Here is an 18,764-nt window from a genome sequence, read left to right on the forward strand (position 1 = left end):
TTTACGGCCCGTCCGAAGCGCATCCCCGGGGGCTTCACAATCTATTGAAACAGCGTTACCGTCTGCGGAACAAGTCTGGTGAAGACTTCGAGCTCCGAAGGGGGAGCGCCCCTTTTCCCTGGAGGAACACATGCCGAAGGAAGACCGGAGCCCCGTGGTCGCCGACCCGCCGGTCCAGGAGAGCGGCAGGCAGGCCGTCGCCGCGGTCGAGCGGGCCGCTGGAGCGGTTCCGCACCGAGGTCGACACGTGCGTCGAGGCGCTTCTGGAATCCACCGCACGACTGTCCGCCCAGATGGGGTGGACCACACCGGAAAGGGGGTGACGGCCGCCCCACGGGCCGGCTGTCGCGCGTATGTCCCGATATGACCTGTTGATCAAGGGGGGCACCGTCGTCCTTCCCTACCACGGAGAGATCCGCGCCGATCTGGCGGTCTCCGAGGGGAAGGTAGCGGCCATCGCCCACGACATCGCCGCCGCGGAGGCCGGCGAGGTGGTCGACGCCCGGGGGAAGGTGGTCCTTCCCGGGGCCGTGGACGCCCACTTCCACCTTGGCATCTACCGCGACCTGGCCACCGACGCCTTCGAGGAGACCCGATCGTCTCTCGTCGGCGGCGCCACGACCGTGCTGTCGTACTTCCGTACCGGTTCCCACTACCTGGACCGCACGGGCTCCTACGAGGAGATCTTCCCGGAGGTCCTCGCAGCGGTCTCCGGGCGGTCCTGGACCGACTACGGCTTCCACCTCGCGCCGATGACCGTGGACCAGATCGCCGAGATTCCCTACCTGGTGGCGGAGCACGGCGTCACGTCGTTCAAGTACTACATGTTCTACAAGGGCTTCGACCTGGCCGCGAACAGCCGGGACGCCCGCGCCTTCACCATGGGGGACGAGTACGACCTCGGTCATCTCTACCTCATTCTGGAGCAGGTGGCCCGGGTCCAGGACGCGCATCCCGGCCTGCGGCTGTCGCTGTCGCTGCACTGCGAGCAGTCCGAGCTGATGAGGGTGTTCATCGACCGGGTCCGCTCGCAGGGCGACCCGCAGACGCTCCGCGCCTATCACGAGGGACGTCCGCCGCTGACCGAGCGGGTCGCCATCGGCGAGGCGACCACGCTGGCGAACCACACCGGCACCAGCGTCAACCTGCTGCACCTGTCCAGCAGGGAGGCGATCGAGGCCGTCGTGCTCGCTCGCGAGGTGAACGGCGCGGCCGACATGCGGGCCGAGACCACGCTGCACCATCTCTGCCTCGACCACGACGGCCTCGACGCGGTGGGCGGCCTCGGCGGGAAGGTCAACCCCCCGATTCGCACCAGGGCCGACGGCGAGGCACTGTGGCAGCGCGCCGCCGACGGCACGATCGACTGGGTGGCCTCCGACCATGCCTGCTGCATGGAGGCGGAGAAGGGCGAGCGGCTCTGGCCGGCGCGCCCGGGATTCGGCGGAACCGCTCTGCTCTATCCGGTCCTGTTCTCCGAAGGGCATCTCAAGCGCGGGCTCTCCCTCGCCCGTATCGCCGAGCTGGCCTCGGCCAACCCCGCCAAGGCCTACAACCTGTGGGGCCGCAAGGGCAGCCTCGCCGTCGGCTTCGACGCCGATCTGACCGTCGTCGACCCCGAACTGGCGCAGACGGTGACCCCCGAGCTGTGCCTGTCGGGCCAGGACCACTCCCCGTTCGAGGGAGTCGGCCTGACCGGCTGGCCGGTCACCACGGTCGTCGGAGGTCAGGTGCGCTTCCGTGACGGTGCGGTCGTGGGCGAGCCCAGCGGGCGGTACGCGCGCCGCGCGTGACCGGGCCCGCCGGCGAGTGGGTTCGATCGAGGTCGGCGCACGAGGACCGGTCATCCGGCACCACCGGATGCACGGCGCGGTTCCCGATGAGACGATCCATCGGTGGGTGACATGTTCGAGGACTCCTGTGGCCCCTCCCGCGGGGACGGGCCGACAATGATCACCGTCATCGGCGAGTCGGTCGTCGACATGGTCGCGGAGGGCGGCGGCCGGGCCTACACCGGGCATCCGGGCGGCAGCCCGCTCAACGTCGCGGTCGGCCTGGCCCGCCTGGGCGATCCCACCGCGTTCGTCGCCCGCCTCTCCACCGGGGTGCTGGGCCGGACGCTGCGCGCGCACGCCGCGGCGAACGGGGTGGACCTGCGCTGGGCGGTCCCGGCGAGCGAGCCGGCCACCCTCGCCATCGTCTCCGTCGACGAGGCGGGTCAGGCCGCCTACGACTTCTACGTCGAGGGCACCGCCGACTGGCAGTGGGGGGACGGCGAGCCGCACCTGCCGGCGGAGACCCGGGTGGTCCACACCGGGTCCGTGGCCGCCTGGCGGCCGCCAGGCGGTGACCGGATCGCCGGCGCCGTCGCGCGGGCGAGGGCCGAAGGCCGGGTACTGATCAGCTACGACCCGAACATCCGGCCCGCCCTGCTCGATGACCCGGCGTCCGCACGCCCGCTCATCGAGCGGTACGTGACCCTCGCCCACGTGGTCAAGGTGAGCGAGGAGGACCTGAGCTGGCTCTACCCGAACCGGCCGGCCGGCGAGGTGGCCCGGGAATGGCTGGGGTTGGGCCCCGACCTGGTGGTGGTCACCTACGGAGGCGAGGGCTGCCTGGGGCTGACCCGAGGCGGCCACGCGCTCCGGAGACCGGCGATCCCGGTCCAGGTGGTGGACACCGTCGGTGCCGGAGACGCCTTCACCGCCGGCCTGCTCGACGGGCTGCTGCGAGGCGGTCACGCCACCCCGGCCCTGATCGGCGAGTTGTCCGAGGCGGAACTGACCGGCATCCTCGACCAGGCGGCCACGGTGGCGGGCCTCACCTGCCGGCGCGCGGGAGCGAACCCGCCCACCCGCGCCGAACTACGGGCCGCCCAGGGGCCGGACCATCGGTACCGACGCCCGGCAGGGCCGCCAGATCGGGACGGCGGCGCCGGAGGTAGGTAACGCGGGCGGTAGGGCCGATCAGTGGCCGGAGACGGACCCGGCCGGACGCGACCCCGCCGCCCCCGGTCGCCATGAGGCTCCGAGTGCGGGGCGCGCCCGCCGGATCCTCAGCGGAGGGCCTTCTCCAACTGTGCCTTGCTCATGGTCGAGCGGCCCTTGATGTTGCGGCGCTTGGCCTCCGCGTAGAGCTGCTCCTTGGTACGGCCACCGGCTCCGGAGTGCGAGCGCAGCCCGCCGCGCCGAGACGAGGAGATGTCCTGGGTCGAGGTGCGGCTTGCGGTGCGGGACTCCCCGGCGCGGGCACGTTCCTTGTTGACGGTACGGGCCGCGATCTCCTCGGCCCGGCTCTCCTTCTCCCCGCGCCGTCGCGCGCTCTCCTTGATGTGCCTGTACTGCCGCTCGCGCTTGGAATTGGAACCACGCGGCATGGCGATCACCTCTTCGCATCGTTCACTTCTGCCTTACCACTCCGCTACCCGCGCCGTCCCGCCTGACACCGGTACCACCGCCGTCCCGGACCGACTCTTGACGATGCCCATGCCGGGACCATCCCCGCGCACGTGTGGACGGTCCCGCGGAGAGCGACGCGGTGTCTCCGGCCCGCGGCGGGACGACCGCCGGTTGGGAGTGTCGGCGGGGCGTCGTAAGGTGAGGCGGTTCGCTGGGTTTTCCTACGGAGGGAGCGGTGTCGGTGAGTGACGGGCTGACGTTGATGGCGGTTCATGCTCATCCCGATGACGAGGTGATCGGGACCGGCGGGATCCTGGCCAGATACGCGGACGAGGGCATCCGCACCGTCCTGGTCACCTGTACGAACGGCGAGCAGGGTGACGCGCCCGGCGGGGCGAAGCCGGGGGAGCCCGGTCACGACGAGGCGGCGGTGAGCGCGCTGCGGCTGGAGGAGCTCCGCGCCTCGGCGGCCCACCTTGGCATCTCCCACCTGGAGTTGCTCGGCTACCGGGACTCGGGCATGGTCGGCTGGGCCGGAAACGAGGCCGAGGACGCCTTCGCCAACGTGCCGTTCGAGCAGGCCGTGGGCCGGCTGGTCGCGCTGATGGAGCGCTACCGCCCGCAGGTCGTCGTCACCTACGACGAGAACGGCGGCTACGGTCACCCCGACCACATCCAGGCACACCGGATCGCGGTCGCCGCGACCGAGGCCAGCGGGATTCCCGGCAAGCTCTACTACACGGCGGTGCCCCGCGAGCGGATCGCCGAGATGTTCGCCTATCTCCGCTCGACCGGCGCCGCCCCCGAGGACCTGGAGCTCCCCGAGGACTTCGGCGTCCCCGAGGAGCAGATCACCGCCGTGATCGACGTGGCCGACCAGGTGGAGCGCAAACGCAAGGCGCTGGAGGCGCACGCGAGCCAGGGCGAGAACATCTTCCTGCTGCGGATGCCCGCCGAGGCCCAGCACCGGGCGTTCGCGCAGGAGTCCTTCATCCGCCACCTCAACCGGGTCCCGGCCGCCGCCGATCGCGAGGACGACCTCTTCGACGGTCTCCGCCAGGGGACTTCCGGCCGGTCATGAGCGGGGTGACCCGGTCCGGCCCGCGGACCGGGTCACAGTGATCTGCGGGATACCCGGGCGAGGTGGTGTGCCTCTTCCTCCAGCCGGATGGCGGGATGTTCGCCGGGCCGCCCGGCCCGAGGGCGCGTCTTGACGGCGGGATCGCGGCCGCCAGGGTGAGCAGCGACTGCCTGGCCGTCGGCGGGTCGGCGGTCAGGTCCTGGGCGGCGCGAGCCGAGGAGCACACCCGCTTAACGACCGGGACCTCGGTACCGGCCATGGCCTACCCCCTGGTTCTCGACGTGACCGGTACGCCGGAGGGGCTCGCCGTCGCGGTCGCCGCCACAAAGGAGGGCGGGCGCGTGGTCGTGCTCGGAGCGCCGCTGCCCGTCGGGGCGGTCTACGGCCGTGGGCTTCCGTCGCCGGGGCGCACGTCGCCACCTTCGCCGATGACGCCGAGGAGGAGTTCACCTGGGAGTTCTTCCACCACCGAGCGGGTCACGTTCGTCCTGCTGTTCCCGGAATTCGGCGAGATGTGGAACGAATACGCCGACCGAGGCGTGCTTCCGATTCCGAAGGCGCTGCGCGGTCCCTAGGCGGGCCGCGACTACTCCGACGAGGAACGCGAGCTGTTTCTCACCTACTCCCGGCGCGCCGCGGAATCCAACGCGGGGTGGTTCTCCCGAAGAGGTGAGCCACCGTCGATCAACCCGTTCATGGACGGCCCGCTCTTCCTGCGCGACCGCCCTGCCTATCGGGGCGACCTGTGCGAGGCGGGTAACCGTTTCGTCCGGATCATGCCCGACGGCGCGATCTACCGCTGCGGTCCCGCCGAGCTCATCGGCAACGTCGCGGAAGGGTGGTTCGAGCGCCGGCAGGGCACCTCCCGCTGCGCGGAGAAGAAGTGCCCGTACTTCTGCGAGAAATACCGCGTGCCATGAGGTTCAGCCGGGTTCGTCGAGGATCCGCCGCGCCTCCCCGGCCACGAGTTCGCCCAGCTCAGGGTGTTCCACCAGGCGAGCGTGGTGTCGATCCAGCCCGCGAGCGCGTTCTTCGGGCGGGAGAAGATCGAGCCGGTGAACCTCGCGGGGCCTTTCGGCACGTCGATGTCAAGCCTGACCGGGAGCGGATCGTCGGCGTCGATCTCTCCGGAGACGCCGTACGGCTCCGTGCCCGCCTGCAGCCAGGAGCCGCCGAGCCGGCGCTCCCGCACCTGGTCGAGGACGAGCGTCGCGGGGCCGCCAGCGCCGCCCGCCACGACTGGCTCGCCCCGCCGACCGGCCGTGGCCTGATGCTGGGCCTGCCGTGCGCCGACCGCCACGTCGCCGATCTCGTCTCGACGCTCGCCTTCGCCCAGGGCCTGCTCGTCGAGACCTGCGGCAGGCGTGGCGAGGTGGTCAAACTCCTCCCGCCCCTCACCGTGACCAAGGCCGAGGTCGAGGTCGCCCTGCAGATCCTGGAGCACGTCACGGACCAGGTGGCGGGCTCACGCCCCGTCGGGTCCACTCTCCCGGCCGCGACATGACACTGCGGTACCGAAGTCCGGAAAGCCTGGTTCGCCGACGCCCATCACCTTTACGATCTTTTTGCTGGTTGGCAACCGTGGAAACCCAGGGGAGCAAACGGTTATGCGGGATCGACGGCTCCTCGTGCTGGCCGCCCTGGCGGTCGCGATCGTCGCCTTCGGCGTGTACGGGGTGATGGCGGCACCTGGGGCCGTGGTGGCCTCGCCGCGGTCCACCCCCACCGGGGAGCCGCGGCCCGGCCAGAAGCTGACCCTGTCCGATCCGGCAGCGGCCACCCCGACACCGACTCCGACTCCGACTCCGCAGGACGGTCCCGCGCAGGCCGGGGCGAGATACCTCACCGCCTGGCAGGCCGGTGATCTCGCCGCCATGGCGGACCTGGTCGCCGACCCCCCAGCCGACTTCGCCGACCGGCACCGCAGGTTCGACGCCGATCTGCGGGCCTCGTTGTCCTCCCTCACCCCCGGCGAGCTGCACCGCGAGAGCGAGGCGGCCGAGCTGTCCTTCACCGGGGTGAGGGAGGTCGCGGGTCTGGGCCGCTGGCCGTTCACCTCGGTCCTGCGCCTGGTGATGCGGGCGGACACCTGGAAGGTGCTCTGGAGCCCGGAGACGATGCACCCGGCGCTCAAGGACGGCGGGCGCCTGGTGCTGAAGGAGACCGAGGTCCGGCGCCCGGCCACGCTGACCCGCGAGGGGTTGCCGTTCCCCCGCGACAGCAGGGCGGGCGACTACTTCACCGGGCTGGGCGACACGGTCCTCGATGTGAAGCTGGAGGAGGAGGGCTCCGGCCGGGTGCTGATGGCCTCCTCGCCCCGGCCGCCCTCGGGGAGGAAGACCACGATCTCCCAGCCGGTCCAGGCCGCCGCCGCCCGTGCCCTGGACGGTGTCGGGCAGCCCGCCGCGATCGTGGCGATGGACATCAGGACGGGCCAGGTGCGCGCGGTGGCGGACGGGCTGGGCGGCAGGGAGGCGTTCAACGGCCTCTACCCGCCGGGTTCGACGTTCAAGGTGGTGACCGCGGCCGCGCTGCTGCACAACGGCCTGACTCCGGAGTCGCAGGTGGCCTGCCCGGCGGGCTACACGATTCCGAACGGCCGGAGTTTCACCGACTCCGACGGTGTCGACCACGGCACCGTGAGCCTCACCACGGCCTTCGCGCTCTCCTGCAACACCACCTTCGCACAGCAGGCGTACGAGCGGCTGCGCGACGACCGGCTGCGTGCCGAGGCGGCGGACCGGTTCGGGTTCCGGGAGAAGCAGGGGCTGAGCTACTGCCGGATCCGCTCCTACGAGGGCCCGGACCAGCTGGGTTCCGACGCCATCGGCCAGAACTCGGTACAGGCCAGCCCGCTCTGCATGGCCGAGGTCGCCGCCGCGGTCGCGAGCGGCGTGTGGAGACCCGCGATCACGACCGCCGAGCCTCCCGCGGACTCGCCGTCGCCGGTGCCGCTGGGCGATGAGGTGGCCTCGGGCCTGCGGACGATGATGGGCGCCGTGGTCGGCCGGGGTACGGCCGCCGGGGCGGGCCTCCCGCCGGACACCGCCGGCAAGACCGGTACCGCCGAGGTCGAGGGCGGAGAGGACCACGCCTGGTTCATCGGCTACCGGGGCTCCCTGGCCTTCGCGGTGTTCGTCCGGCACGGCGGCGCCGGGGGTACGGTCGCGGCGCCGATCGCCGCGAGATTCCTGAACGCCCTCTGACGGCGGAGGCGGCAACCGGTCTGGAGAACGGGCTAACGTACGAGGGTGTATGTGAAGATCTGCGGGCTGCGCGAGCCCGGACATGTGGCGACCGCCGTCGAGGCGGGCGCCGACGCCATCGGATTCGTCCTCACCAGGAGTTCACGGCGGGTCACCCCGGCGCGGGCGCGCGAGCTGGCCTCGGCGGTCCCCCCGCACGTGCTGACCGTGGCGGTGTTCGCCGGCGAGCCCACCGAGGAGGTCAGGGCGGCCACCCTGGAGTCAGGGGTACGCGCCGTCCAACTGCACGGCGAGCACCCGCACGCGGACTTCACCGCGCTGAAGGACCTCGGCGTCACGCTGGTCCGCGCCGGGGCCGCGAGCACCGATCTGCGCTGCGGCGCCCTCGACGAGGACCTGCTCATCGTGGACGCGCCCAGGCCGGGCTCGGGGGAGCCGTGGGACTGGGCGGCCGTGCGCGGGCGCCCGGAGGGCCGCTGGATGCTGGCCGGGGGCCTGACCCCGTCGAACGTGGCCGAGGCGATCACCGCGGCCCGGCCCTGGGGGGTCGACGTGTCGAGCGGCGTGGAGGTCGCGCCCGGGGAGAAGGACTCCGGGCTCATCAGGGATTTCGTCACCGCGGCCCGCGCGGGGTGAGAATCGTTCAGGCTGATCGTTGTGACGACCCCGCGGACTTGGTCAACCTGGCACTTGAGGAGGTCCGTCCGATGGGGAGGCCCGCCTCATCCTGCGGATCTTCGCAGGGCGGTGATGTCCTTGACGCGGTGCCGGTGGGTGGTGGCGAGTGGGGTGGCGTTGAGGGTGGTCACGCCGGACTCGGCGAATGCGGCCAGGCGTTCGGATACCCAGCCGGGAGGGCCGACGAGGGCGACGCCGTCGATGAGTCGCCGGGGGATCGCGGCCGCTGCCTCCTTCCTGCGGCCGGACAGGAAGAGATCCTGGACTCTAGAGGCGGTCTCGGGGAAGCCGAAGCGTACGGCGAGGTCGTTGTAGAAGTTCTTTCCCTTTGCGCCCATGCCGCCGATGTAGAGGGCCAGGTGCTCGCGCACCTGCTGCCGGGCCGCGGCCAGTTCGGCCTCGTCCTCGCTGATGAGCACCTTGGTGTCGACGATGACGTCCAGCGGCGGCAATTTCGTGGATCGCTTCGATCGCCCTGCTCGCAGCGCGTCGGCGAACGTGTCCTTCGCCCGCTCCGGGAGGTAGAAGAGCGGTTCCCAGCCGTCGAACAGTTCGGCGGCCAACTCGACGTTCTTCGGGCCGAGGGCGGCCAGCACGAGGGGGATCCGGTCACGCAGCGGGTGGTTGATGAGCTTCAGCGGCTTTCCGAGACCCGAGCCGCCCTTTTCGGGGGAGAGGGGGATGTCGTGGTGCCTGCCGTGGAATTCGACCGGCTCGCGCCGCCACACCCGGTGGCAGATCTCCACGACCTCGCGGGTTCGTGCCAGCGGGGCGTCGTGTCGTAGCCCGTGGAAGCCCTCGATCACTTGGGGGCCGGACGCGCCGACGCCCATCGTGAAGCGCCCGCCTGAGACGTAGTCGATTCCGGCGGCGGTCATGGCCAGCAGCGTGGGGGTGCGGGAGTAGATGTTGAGGATCGAGGAGCAGAGTTGCAGGGTCGAGGTTTTCGCAGCGATGTAACCCAGTTGGCTCACCGCGTCGAAGGTGTACGCCTCGGGTAGGAAGACGACGTCCAGGCCGGCCGCCTCGTACTCCCGTAGGGCCTCGACCGTCTCGTGGAAGTCGCGTGCGTAGTTGATGGGCATGCCGATTCTCACGGGTGTCCTCCTGCGCGCGCGGCGGGAGGGACCCGGTGGAAATCCATCGGGATCCGGTTCGGATCGAGTTTGACGTCGACCAGAAGCGGCCAGGATCCGGCGGCGATCGCGTCCGCGACATGCTGGAAGTCGGCGGGCCGGCGGACCTCCACCCCGTGTCCGCCGAGGCTGCGCGCGACCGGGGCGAAGTCCGGCCAGTCGAAGTAGGTCGTGGCGGGGTCGTGACCTCGCTTGACGAAATGGTGGTGCTCGGCGCCGTAACAGCCGTCGTTCAACACGACGACGAGCAGCTTGAGTCGCCGGCGGACAGCCGTCGTGAACTCCGACAGACCTCCGAGCATGAAGCCCCCGTCACCGCTGACCGCGACCGAGAGCCGGGTCGGGGCGGCGACGGCTGCCCCCATCGCCAGGCTGAGACCGAGCCCGATGGATCCCATGCTCATCGTGTGCACGTAGTCCCTCGGCGACGCGACCGAGATGCGCCGCACCGATTCGAAGAAGATCCGGCCGCCGTCGACGGTCAGCAGGCGATCCGGGGGCAACAGCGACTCCAGGAGTTCCAGGCTCTCGATGTACTCGACTGTGCCGGGACGCCGATCACCGGACGGTTCGGCGGAGACCTCCGCGCGTGCCGGTTCCGGCTCGGCGGAGCCGGCGACATCCCAGAGCGGCCGGTCGGAATCGACGCCTTGCGCCGCCAGCTCCTCCAGCAGGGCGCGCGCGGTCGCCGCCGCACTGCCGTGAACGAAGGGAGTGGAGCGGGCCCTCGCCGCGTCGACGTCGATGTGGACGACATGCCTGCCGTGCGTCGCGGTCCCCTGGTGGGTGGTGTAGGAGTTCAGACCTGCCCCGACGGCCACGATCACGTCGGCCGCGTCGAAGTACACGGCCGACCGGCCGGACCGGAGACCCCCGAAGATTCCGAGGTCGGCGGGTTCGCCGCGGAACAGCTCCTTCGCCCGGAGGGTCGTCGCCACCCGGGCGCCCAGACGGCGGGCGAGGGCGAGCGTCGCGGTACGGTCCGCCTCGGCGATCGCTCCGCGCCCGGCCAGGATGAGCGGGCGACGCGTCCGCAGGAGCACCTCCACCGCGGCCCGGACCGCGTCTCGGGTGGGCACCACCTCCTGCGCGAGCCCGGACAGTGACCCGGACAGTGACCCGGACAGGGACCCGGAGAGTGCCCCGGACAGGGAGCAGGGCTCGTGCGTGTGGTCCGTGGGGATGCCCACGACGACGGGCCGCGCGGAGCGGCGGGCGCGGCGGAAGGCGAGAGAGAGGACGTCGTCGGCGTCCGCCAGGTGTTCGAGCCGCAGATACTCCGCCCCGGACGAGCGCACGATCGCGTCCGTGGGGACGCGCTGCACGTTGTCGTCGTCCCAGGACGGCGTCTCCCCGGCGAACAGCACGAGCGGCAGGCGGGACCGCGTCGCGTCGGCGAGCGCCGTGGCGGCGTTGGTGATGGCCCCCTGCGTGACGGTGGCCAGGCCCACCCGGTCCGAGACGCTGGCATACCCCGCCGCCATCAGCACCGCGGCGCCCTCGTGGGTCACGGCGACATACCGTCCCCCTCGACGCACGAACGAGTCGACAAAGAACAGGTTGCTGTCACCCGCCACTCCGAAGAGCGGCGTCCCCAGCTCGGCGCACACCCGAGCGAGTTCCGCATGGAACGAATTCACCGTTGTCGACCTTTCCTCAGTGAACCACAACGAACTGAGCTGAGATCCCGGGCGGCAGGAGAACCCCGCGCAGGAGCCTGCGAGGACACGCCACCCGGGTGCGGACCGGCTCAGCGCGCGGTCTGCTCTTCCGCCGGGGAGAAAGGCCCGGCGAATCCGAATTCCTCGATCGCGGTACGCAACAGCGCGATCGTCGCCCCGCGGTCGGTGGGGAGCCGCAGCCCGGGCTGGGCGTGGCGTACCAGAACCGAGATGTCGTACTCGTCGGCGAAACCGGACGCGCCGTGAAACTGCTGCGCCGTGCGGAGCGTGTGCTTGACGACCCGCTGCGCCTCCAGGCGCACGCTCAGGGCGTCCACCAGCGACGGGGAGGTGTCCGTGAACGTGCTCCACAGGCTGAAGCGGCACAGCAGGTCCAGCCCCTCCAGCCCGACGGACAGATCGGCCAGGCTGTGCCGGATCACCTGGAAGTCGCTGAGCGGCTGACCGAACTGTTTGCGGACCTTGGTGTGCTCGATCGCCACCCTGAGCGCCCGTTGCCCGATCCCGAGCAGATGGTAGGCCCCGAGCACCAGGCCGAGTCGCCGGTCGAGCACGGAGGCCGCGCCGCCCGCCACGGGCCGCAGCCGGACCGTCATCGCGAACGGCGCGACCTTCGACTCCACGGCGGCGACGGGCTCCGCGTCGAACAGGTCCCCCTCGATGGTGGCGGCCGTCCAGGTCTCGGCGGCCCGGGCGTGGTCGATGATGGGATGGCGGGCGTCGACGAGCGAGAAAGGCGTCTCGGCGGACGTCCGGAGCAGGACCCCGGCCAGGGGGAACGGTACGGCGTGGCTCCCACCCACCCGGCAGAGCTCGGCGGCGGCCACGGCGTCGTCGAGGCCGCCGCGTGGGTCGATGTCGTACAGCCCGATGCTCGCCAGGCACTCCCGCGCCCTGGTCGCGGCGCCCCGGTCCGACTCCGCGCTCCGCGCCAGATCCACGCCTCCCAGGTCGCGCAGCGCGCCGTCGGCGACACGGCCGAAGTCCAGCGCGGCTTCCGGAAGTTCGATCCGCATCAACCCACCGCCTGGCGGCCGAGCAGCTCACGCGACACGATCTCGCGCTGGATCTCAGTGGTTCCCGAGGCGACCGTCGCGGCCTGGGCGTACCGCCAGTGGTCTTCGAACGCCCCGTACGACGGTGCGCCGGCCGCCGGGCCGAGGAGCGAACGCGGCCCGAGCAGCTGTGACATCACCTCGGCCACCAGCTGGTCGCAGGCGGTGGACGCGATCCGTGCCTGACTGGCCTCCAGGTCGACCACGTTGTTCCCTTCCTGGCGCTCGACGACGCGGTAGGCCAGCAGGCGCGCCACCCGGACCTGGACGAGGGCACCGGCCCAGTCGTTCCTGACCCCTTCGTCGAGCTCTCCCCACTCGTGGCGGAGTACGTCCCGCAACGACCAGAGCAGCCGTTCGCAACGCGCGTACCTGGCGATACCGACGCGCTCATGGGCGAGAGCCGTCTTCATGACGCTCCAGCCCGCGCCGGGCTCGCCCAGCAGCTCGCCGTCGGTCGCGACGACGGAGTCGAAGAAGCACTCGTTGAGGTGGTGCGGGCCGAGCATGGCGTGCAGCGGCCGGACCGTGATGCCCTCGCGGTCCATCGGGATCAGGAAGAGCGAGATGCCCCGCCGGCCGCTGTCCTTGGCCCCCGTACGGGCGGCGAGCACGCACCAGCCGGCCATGCCGGCGTAGGAGGTCCAGATCTTCTGCCCGGTGATCTCCCAGTGGTCGCCGACCCGCACCGCGCGCGTCTGGAGGGAGGCGAGGTCCGATCCGGCTTCGGGTTCGCTGAAACCCTGGCACCAGATCGTCTCACCGGTCGCGATGGGGGGCAGGTGCCGGGCCTTCTGCTCCGCCGTTCCGTACGCCATGATCGCGGGCCCGACCCAGTTCAGGCCCATGTACTGGGCCCCCCGCGGCTCGTGGTGTGCCCACATCTCCTCGCGGACCACCGTCTGTTCCCAGACCGATCCGTCGGAGCCGCCGAACTCGCGGGGCCAGGCCACCGTCAGCAGTCCCTCGTCGGCGAGCAGACGCGAGAAGCGCTGTGTCATCGCCAGGTCGGCCGGATCGTCGGTGAAGGCCCCCAGGAAGTCCGGCGGGAAGAACTCGGCCACCATCCGCCGCAACCTGCCGCGAAGCCCGGCGGCGGACTCTCCCGTGGTGAAGTCGAGCACGGCAGTCATCTCCTCTCACCATGCGATGGGATGTTCAGGAGCAGACCGTCGGCCACGGCGCGCCGCAGCGACCGGGTGCTTCCGCCGAGGGCCTGGTTGAGCTTGGCCCGCCGTACGAGCAGGTGGCAGGGGTGCTCCCAGGTGTAACCGATGCCGCCGTGGGTCTGCAGGGCCAGCCGCGTGACCTCGGCCGCCGCGTCACAGCTCGCCGCCTTGGCCATGGCGACCGACGCGGCGCCGGACGGGCCGAGCGGCTCGCCGGAGGCCACCGCCGTCACCGCCGCCTCCACCAGGACGTCGGCGGTCTCGACCAGGACGAACATGTCCACGCAGCGGTGCTTGACCGCCTGGAAGGAACCGATGGGCGCCCCGAACTGCTCCCTGAGCTTCGCGTACGCCACGGTGAGCGCGAGTGCGCTCCTGGCGATCCCGAGGCTGTCGAGCGCGAGGCCCACCGAGATACGCCGCTCGACCGCGCGCATCAGCACGGTCGCCTCGTCGCCTCGGGCGAGGATCTCCGGCTCGCCGGGCCGAACGCCGTCCATGACGAGGCGCCAGAACCCGCGCGTCGGGTCGGAGCCGGTCATCGGCTCCAGCCGGGCGCCTTCTCCGCGCGGCCTGACCAGGGCGGCCACGGGCTCGCCCGCCTGTTCCGCGAAGACGAGCACGTGCTCCACGTCGTCCCCCGCGGCCAGGCACCAGGAGACCTCACCCGCCAAACCGCCTCGCAGCGGACCGGAGTTGCTCCACGAGCACGCCACCCGCCGGGGATCCGCCAACCCCGCGATCACCGGATTGACGCACAGGCCCTGCAGCAGCTCGCCCGGGCCGAGGGCGCCGCCCAGTGCCTGGACGGCGATCGAGGCGAACTCGAACCCGCCGTCCTCGTCCTCCAGCTCCCACCAGCCCAGCTCGTCCGACACCTTACGCAGCCGCTCCGCGTTCGGCGGGAGCGCACCGGAGGCGTACTCGGCCAGCGGGGGCCACGAGTCGGCCAGCACCCGCTGCACGACCTGCCGGAAACTCGAACGCTCGTCGGTCATCGGGATCCTCCTCGCGGCAGGCCCAGGATGCGCTCGCCGACGACGTTGCGGAGGATGTCGTTGGTGCCGCCGCCGATGGTCCACTCCCAGGACCGCAGGTAGTCGTCGAACCAGTCCCCGGTCTGCCACGTGCCCGACCAGCCGTGCCGTCCTTCGTGCCCGGCGAGTCCCGCCACGGCCAGTCCCTCCCTGCTCATGTCCTGCAGCAGCTCGCTGTAGACGAGCTTGAGGATGGAGGCCGCGGCGGTGTCCGTGCCGTCGACCGAGGCGTCCAGGACGCGGGCGACCAGCAGCCGGAAGGACTCCACCCGCTCGGCATAGGCCCCAAGCGCCTCAAGGGCGGCACCCCGCTCCCCGGGGGGCAGCGCGGCCACCGCCAGCGTCAGGTACCGCAGGCCGGCGACCATCTCCTCGGAACGCTCCAGCATGGTGAGCCCGCGCTCCTCGCCGAGGGTGGCGTTCGCGATCCGCCAGCCCTCGTTCTCCGCGCCGACCAGGGCCGTCACGGGAACTTCGACGTCGGTGAGGAAGAGGTCGCAGAACTCGTCCTGCCCGCTCGCGTTCCGGATCGGCCGGACGGACACGCCGGGCGAGGACAGGTCGAGCAGGAAGTAGGAGATTCCGGACCGCCCCGGACCGCCCGTGCGGGCGAGCAGCAGGCACATCTCCGCGAACTCCGCGCTGCTGGACCACGTCTTGTGGCCGTTGACGACGTAGTGGTCGCCGCGCCGCTCGGCGCGGGTGCGCAGGCTCGCCAGGTCGGAGCCCGCGCCGGGCTCCGAGAACCCCTGGCACCACCGCTGCCCGTCGCGGATCGCCGGCAGGTACGCCTCCCGCTGCTCGTCCGAGCCGGCGATGACGAGGGTGGCCGCGGCGTGGTGGAGCGCGACGAAGTGCATGTCCAGCCGGGGGGCGCCGGCCCGGATGAGCTCGCGGGCGATGGTGAGCTGATCGGCTCGCGACCGGCCGCCACCCCAGGCCGCGGGCCAGTGCGGGACGGCGTACCCCTGTGCGGCCAGCAGGAGCAACCACGCCCGCTGCAACCGGGCCCGCTCCGCCGGATCCGCCGCGCTCATGCGGTCGCGCCAGTCGGCGGCGTCCCGGGACCGGCACCAGTCCCGCACCTCGCCGGCCAGATCCGTACCCTGCTCAGGGAGTGACACGAATCGTCCCCCCGTCCACCTGGAGCGACGCGCCCGCGATCCACGACGCCCGTTCCGAGCAGAGGAAGGCGATGGCGTCCGCGATCTCGCGGGCCTCGCCGACCCGTCCCGCCGGGATGGGCTGGAGTTCGAGCATGCGGCGCTCGACCTCCTCGGGGGTCGAGCCGAGGCGTTCCGCCTGTGCCTGGTAGCCCGCCACGATGCCCTCGGTCCTGGTCAGGCCTGGATGCACGCAATTGGTGAGGACCCCGTCCTTGGCGTAGGCGAGGGCCAGCGACTTCGCCGTGTGCAGGAGCGCGGCCTTCGCCGCGCCGTACGCCGCCCAGCGCGGGTCGGCCTCCCGCGCGGCGGTCGACCCCACGAAGAGGACGCGGCCCCATTTCCGTTCACGCATGGCCGGTACGCACTTCATCGCCAGAGCCACCGCGCTGAGCACGTTGAGCTCGTACAGCCGGATCCACTCCTCCCAGCTGAAGGTGCGCAGCGGGCCGTGCCCGCCGCCGGCCACGCACACCGCGATGTCCACCTGGCCGTACGCGGCGACCGCGGCCTCGTACACGCCGTCGACGGCACCGGGCCGGGCGGCGTCGGCGACGTGCGCGACGGCGTCGATCCCGGCGTTCCGCAGCCGGTCCACCGCGGCCGTCAGTTCGGATTCCCCCCGAGCCGACAGAAGCAGCCTGACGCCGGCCCGGCCGAGCTCCTCGGCGGCGGCCAGGCCGATGCCCTTGCTACCGCCGGTGACGATCGCCACCCGGCCCTTGATGTCCAAGTCCACTTGGTTCACTCACCTGTCCGTTGAATCGTTGCTTGTCAGGCGGTCCACCACGCCGGAGGTCAGTCCCTCCGCCCGCAGGCGCGCCTTCTCCACCTTGTGGGTCGGCGTCCGGGGGAGCGTGGGCAGCACCCGCCAGTACCGGGGGAGCGCGTAGCGGGGCATGTCCTCGGCGGCACGCGCGATCACCTCGTCCAGGTCGGCACCGGACGCCAGCACCAGGGCCACCATGACCTCCTCCTCGGCGACGTCGTTTTCGCCGGACTCGCCGGAGGCGTCCGGGCGGGTGGCGTACACGGTGCAGTCCATGACGCCGGGCTGCGCGAGCAGCACGGTCTCGACCTCCCAGGCCGAGATGTTCTCCCCCTTGCGCCGGATCGCGTCCTTGATGCGGTCGCTGAAGAACAGATCCCCGTCCGGATTGAGCCAGCCCGAGTCGCCCGACCAGAACCACAGGTCCCGGGTGGCCGTCACGGTGTCCCCGTCCCTGCCCAGGTACCCCCGCATGAAGATGTCGGGCCGCTTGGGGCGGAGGCAGATCTCGCCGACCTCGCCCGGGTCCGCCTGCCGGCCGTCCGGCCGCATCACCCGCACCTCGAAGAGGTCCCCCTCGCGGCCGACGGACCCGACGGGGGAGGGGTCGGAGGAGCGGTTGATCGTCGCCATCGGCGCTTCGCTCAGCCCGTACACCTCGGTGATGGCCACGCCGAAGCGGGCCTCGAACCGGGCCCAGACCTCGCGCTGCGCGCCCGCGCCCCAGGCGAGCCGGACCGGGTGGTCACGCGCCTGCGCGTCACCGAGCTCCTGCGACGACTTGAGGATCATCCCCAGCACCGAGCCCAGGTAGTTGAACGCGGTGATCTCGCCCGCGCGGCAGATCTCCCAGAACCGCGAGCTGCTGAACGTGCGGTCGAGCTGGAAGCCGCACCCGGCGACGAGCGCGGCGGCGACGCCCGTGTACCGGGCGTTCTGGTGGTACAGCGGGAAGAAGTTGAGCAGGGTGTCGCCGGGACCGTAGCCGTTGAGCCGCGCGACGGCGCGGGCCAGCTCGACGCACGACTCCTGCGAGTGATGTACGCCCTTGGACGGCCCGGTGGTGCCGGAGGTGTAGAGGACCACACCCGACGCCGTGGCCGAAACGAGCCTCCCGAAGTCCATCGCACCTGACGGGGGAGCCAGCGCGTGGACCGTCGCCCTCCCCGGGACGTCTTCGGCCGCGCCGCCGGACACCAGGACGTGGCGGACATCGGTGCCCGCCACGCACGCCAGCACGGTGGCCAGGTGCTGGGCGTCGCAGCAGACGACCTCCGCTTTCGAGTCGCGCAGCAGGTAGGTGAGGAGTTCGCCGCGGTAGTTGGTGTTGAGCGGTATCTCCAGGCACCCGAGCAACGCCGAGGCGAACCAGACGGCGATCGCCTCCTCGCTGTTGTCCATGAGGGTCGCGACCCGGGACGAGCTGTCGATCCCGAGCGAACGCAACTGCTCGCCGACCGCGCACACCCTGTGCAGCAGCGACGCCTCCGGCACGTCGGCGCCGTCCACCCGGAGTGCGGCACCACCGCCCAGCCAGGTGTCCAGAAGCCGCGGAATGGGATTCACTCGCTGCCCGCCTGTTCTTCCGAGCGGCTGTCGCCACGTCCGATATAGGCCGCGACGACCTCCGGCGAGTTCAGGACGGTCTCCGGCGGCCCGGCCGCGAGCACGGCCCCCGCGGCCAGCACCACCACGTCCGAACAGAGCTGGTTGATCACCCGCATGTCGTGCTCCACGACGACCAGGGTCGGCCCGCCGTCCACCCGGAGACCGGCGAGCACCTCCACCACCTCCTCCTTCTCCGCGCGCGAGAGCCCGGCCATCGGCTCGTCCAGCAGGATGCACCGCGGGTCGCTGACCAGCGCCCTGGCCAGGTCCACCCGCTTCTGGACGCCGTACGGAAGCTCCTTGACCGGCCGCTGGGCGTACTGCGACAGACCGACCCGTTCGAGCGCGTGCAGCGCGCGGTCTCGGGCGGCGCGTTCGGCTCTGCGGGCACCGGGCAGGCCGAGAGCGGCCGAGACCAGGCCGGTGCGCAGGCCCACATGGTCGCCCACCATCACGTTGTCCACCGCCGGGAGCTCGGCGACGAGCTGGGCGCCCTGGTAGGACCGGCCGATCCGCAGGATCGCGAGCTGGTGTGGTTTGATCCCGGTCGTCCTGTCTCCGTACAGGTAGACCTCGCCCGAGCCGGCCGGGACCAGGCCGCTGATGCAGTTGAGCAGGGTGCTCTTGCCCGCGCCGTTGGGGCCGACCAGGCCCGAGGTCGCGCCTGCCGCGAACGCCACGGTGACGTCGCGCACGGCGTGCGTGCCGCCCAGCCAGACGTTCAGGGCCTCGGTCCGCACCGCCGAGGAGCCGGACATGTTCTTCGATTCCGCCGACATCGT

Annotated in this window: 18 protein-coding genes; 7 read left to right on the top strand and 11 right to left on the bottom strand. The window is 71.6% G+C overall.

Features of this window, described 5'->3' with window-relative positions; translation table 11 throughout:
* Nucleotides 1-353: 353 nt before the first annotated feature.
* A complete protein-coding gene (locus tag AB0K21_RS27540) occupies nucleotides 354-1,793 on the top strand; it encodes a dihydroorotase family protein (RefSeq protein WP_343963628.1) in 1,440 nt (479 codons plus the stop codon).
* A 111-nt stretch (nucleotides 1,794-1,904) separates the two neighbouring features.
* Nucleotides 1,905-2,948, top strand: coding sequence for a carbohydrate kinase (locus AB0K21_RS27545; RefSeq protein WP_364154588.1), 1,044 nt, complete (start codon nucleotides 1,905-1,907; stop codon nucleotides 2,946-2,948).
* Between the two features lie 107 nt (nucleotides 2,949-3,055).
* On the opposite strand, the gene AB0K21_RS27550 is transcribed toward AB0K21_RS27545, so the two are convergent.
* Nucleotides 3,056-3,376, bottom strand: a complete 321-nt coding sequence (locus AB0K21_RS27550; protein WP_343963622.1) for a plasmid stabilization protein — start codon at nucleotides 3,374-3,376, stop codon at nucleotides 3,056-3,058.
* A gap of 263 nt (nucleotides 3,377-3,639) precedes the next feature.
* On the opposite strand from AB0K21_RS27550, the gene AB0K21_RS27555 reads away from it, so the two are divergent.
* Both AB0K21_RS27555 and AB0K21_RS27560 read left to right on the top strand, forming a co-directional pair.
* Nucleotides 3,640-4,479, top strand: coding sequence for a PIG-L family deacetylase (locus AB0K21_RS27555; RefSeq protein WP_343963620.1), 840 nt, complete (start codon nucleotides 3,640-3,642; stop codon nucleotides 4,477-4,479).
* Nucleotides 4,480-4,541: 62 nt separating this feature from the next.
* Nucleotides 4,542-5,054 carry a hypothetical protein gene (locus tag AB0K21_RS27560; protein WP_364154447.1) on the top strand — a complete coding sequence of 171 codons (513 nt, stop codon included), beginning with the start codon at nucleotides 4,542-4,544 and terminating at the stop codon, nucleotides 5,052-5,054.
* Nucleotides 5,055-5,272: 218 nt separating this feature from the next.
* On the opposite strand, the gene AB0K21_RS27565 is transcribed toward AB0K21_RS27560, so the two are convergent.
* A complete protein-coding gene (locus tag AB0K21_RS27565; RefSeq protein WP_364154450.1) occupies nucleotides 5,273-5,716 on the bottom strand; it encodes a hypothetical protein in 444 nt (147 codons plus the stop codon).
* A 33-nt stretch (nucleotides 5,717-5,749) separates the two neighbouring features.
* On the opposite strand from AB0K21_RS27565, the gene AB0K21_RS27570 reads away from it, so the two are divergent.
* The 3 genes from AB0K21_RS27570 to AB0K21_RS27580 all read left to right on the top strand — a co-directional run bounded on the left by AB0K21_RS27570 (nucleotide 5,750) and on the right by AB0K21_RS27580 (nucleotide 8,321).
* Nucleotides 5,750-5,983: a hypothetical protein gene (locus AB0K21_RS27570; RefSeq protein WP_364154453.1), complete on the top strand. Its 234-nt coding sequence runs from the start codon at nucleotides 5,750-5,752 to the stop codon at nucleotides 5,981-5,983.
* A 103-nt stretch (nucleotides 5,984-6,086) separates the two neighbouring features.
* On the top strand, nucleotides 6,087-7,685 hold the full coding sequence (locus AB0K21_RS27575) for a penicillin-binding transpeptidase domain-containing protein (protein WP_364154456.1): 1,599 nt from the start codon (nucleotides 6,087-6,089) through the stop codon (nucleotides 7,683-7,685).
* 45 nt (nucleotides 7,686-7,730) lie between these two features.
* Nucleotides 7,731-8,321 carry a phosphoribosylanthranilate isomerase gene (locus AB0K21_RS27580; protein WP_343963609.1) on the top strand — a complete coding sequence of 197 codons (591 nt, stop codon included), beginning with the start codon at nucleotides 7,731-7,733 and terminating at the stop codon, nucleotides 8,319-8,321.
* Between the two features lie 86 nt (nucleotides 8,322-8,407).
* Here the strand turns inward: AB0K21_RS27580 and AB0K21_RS27585 are convergent, their stop codons facing one another.
* From AB0K21_RS27585 to AB0K21_RS27625, 9 genes are all read right to left on the bottom strand, one after another.
* On the bottom strand, nucleotides 8,408-9,460 hold the full coding sequence (locus tag AB0K21_RS27585) for an LLM class F420-dependent oxidoreductase (RefSeq protein ID WP_343963607.1): 1,053 nt from the start codon (nucleotides 9,458-9,460) through the stop codon (nucleotides 8,408-8,410).
* Complete coding sequence (locus AB0K21_RS27590; RefSeq protein WP_364154461.1) at nucleotides 9,457-11,139, bottom strand: thiamine pyrophosphate-dependent enzyme; 1,683 nt, start codon at nucleotides 11,137-11,139, stop codon at nucleotides 9,457-9,459. Before AB0K21_RS27590 ends, AB0K21_RS27585 begins: the two co-directional genes overlap by 4 nt.
* Before the next feature lie 110 nt (nucleotides 11,140-11,249).
* Nucleotides 11,250-12,197 carry an acyl-CoA dehydrogenase family protein gene (locus tag AB0K21_RS27595; protein WP_364154464.1) on the bottom strand — a complete coding sequence of 316 codons (948 nt, stop codon included), beginning with the start codon at nucleotides 12,195-12,197 and terminating at the stop codon, nucleotides 11,250-11,252.
* On the bottom strand, nucleotides 12,197-13,369 hold the full coding sequence (locus AB0K21_RS27600) for an acyl-CoA dehydrogenase family protein (protein WP_364154467.1): 1,173 nt from the start codon (nucleotides 13,367-13,369) through the stop codon (nucleotides 12,197-12,199). The genes AB0K21_RS27595 and AB0K21_RS27600 overlap by 1 nt, the downstream gene beginning before the upstream one ends.
* Complete coding sequence (locus tag AB0K21_RS27605; protein ID WP_343963599.1) at nucleotides 13,366-14,403, bottom strand: acyl-CoA dehydrogenase family protein; 1,038 nt, start codon at nucleotides 14,401-14,403, stop codon at nucleotides 13,366-13,368. The genes AB0K21_RS27600 and AB0K21_RS27605 overlap by 4 nt, the downstream gene beginning before the upstream one ends.
* A complete protein-coding gene (locus tag AB0K21_RS27610; RefSeq protein WP_364154471.1) occupies nucleotides 14,400-15,566 on the bottom strand; it encodes an acyl-CoA dehydrogenase family protein in 1,167 nt (388 codons plus the stop codon). The genes AB0K21_RS27605 and AB0K21_RS27610 overlap by 4 nt, the downstream gene beginning before the upstream one ends.
* A complete protein-coding gene (locus AB0K21_RS27615) occupies nucleotides 15,553-16,353 on the bottom strand; it encodes an SDR family oxidoreductase (RefSeq protein ID WP_343963594.1) in 801 nt (266 codons plus the stop codon). Before AB0K21_RS27615 ends, AB0K21_RS27610 begins: the two co-directional genes overlap by 14 nt.
* Nucleotides 16,354-17,940, bottom strand: coding sequence for an AMP-binding protein (locus AB0K21_RS27620; RefSeq protein WP_343963592.1), 1,587 nt, complete (start codon nucleotides 17,938-17,940; stop codon nucleotides 16,354-16,356).
* Nucleotides 17,937-18,761 (bottom strand): ATP-binding cassette domain-containing protein, encoded by an 825-nt coding sequence (locus AB0K21_RS27625; protein ID WP_343963590.1) that lies wholly within the window; start codon nucleotides 18,759-18,761, stop codon nucleotides 17,937-17,939. The genes AB0K21_RS27620 and AB0K21_RS27625 overlap by 4 nt, the downstream gene beginning before the upstream one ends.
* Nucleotides 18,762-18,764 lie beyond the last annotated feature (3 nt).

It is taken from the genome of Streptosporangium sp. NPDC049248, from assembly GCF_040678965.1.
GTDB classification, from domain to species: domain Bacteria; phylum Actinomycetota; class Actinomycetes; order Streptosporangiales; family Streptosporangiaceae; genus Streptosporangium; species Streptosporangium fukuiense.

Excerpts from the sequence above, each read along its gene's own strand:
- AB0K21_RS27540 (WP_343963628.1), top strand. The coding sequence starts at position 354 with ATGTCCCGATATGACCTGTTGATCAAGGGGGGCACCGTCGTCCTTCCC.
- AB0K21_RS27545 (WP_364154588.1), top strand. The coding sequence starts at position 1,905 with ATGTTCGAGGACTCCTGTGGCCCCTCCCGCGGGGACGGGCCGACAATG.
- AB0K21_RS27550 (WP_343963622.1), bottom strand. The coding sequence starts at position 3,376 with ATGCCGCGTGGTTCCAATTCCAAGCGCGAGCGGCAGTACAGGCACATC.
- AB0K21_RS27570 (WP_364154453.1), top strand. The coding sequence starts at position 5,750 with ATGCTGGGCCTGCCGTGCGCCGACCGCCACGTCGCCGATCTCGTCTCG.
- AB0K21_RS27575 (WP_364154456.1), top strand. The coding sequence starts at position 6,087 with ATGCGGGATCGACGGCTCCTCGTGCTGGCCGCCCTGGCGGTCGCGATC.
- AB0K21_RS27595 (WP_364154464.1), bottom strand. The coding sequence starts at position 12,197 with ATGCGGATCGAACTTCCGGAAGCCGCGCTGGACTTCGGCCGTGTCGCC.
- AB0K21_RS27600 (WP_364154467.1), bottom strand. The coding sequence starts at position 13,369 with ATGACTGCCGTGCTCGACTTCACCACGGGAGAGTCCGCCGCCGGGCTT.
- AB0K21_RS27605 (WP_343963599.1), bottom strand. The coding sequence starts at position 14,403 with ATGACCGACGAGCGTTCGAGTTTCCGGCAGGTCGTGCAGCGGGTGCTG.
- AB0K21_RS27625 (WP_343963590.1), bottom strand. The coding sequence starts at position 18,761 with ATGTCGGCGGAATCGAAGAACATGTCCGGCTCCTCGGCGGTGCGGACC.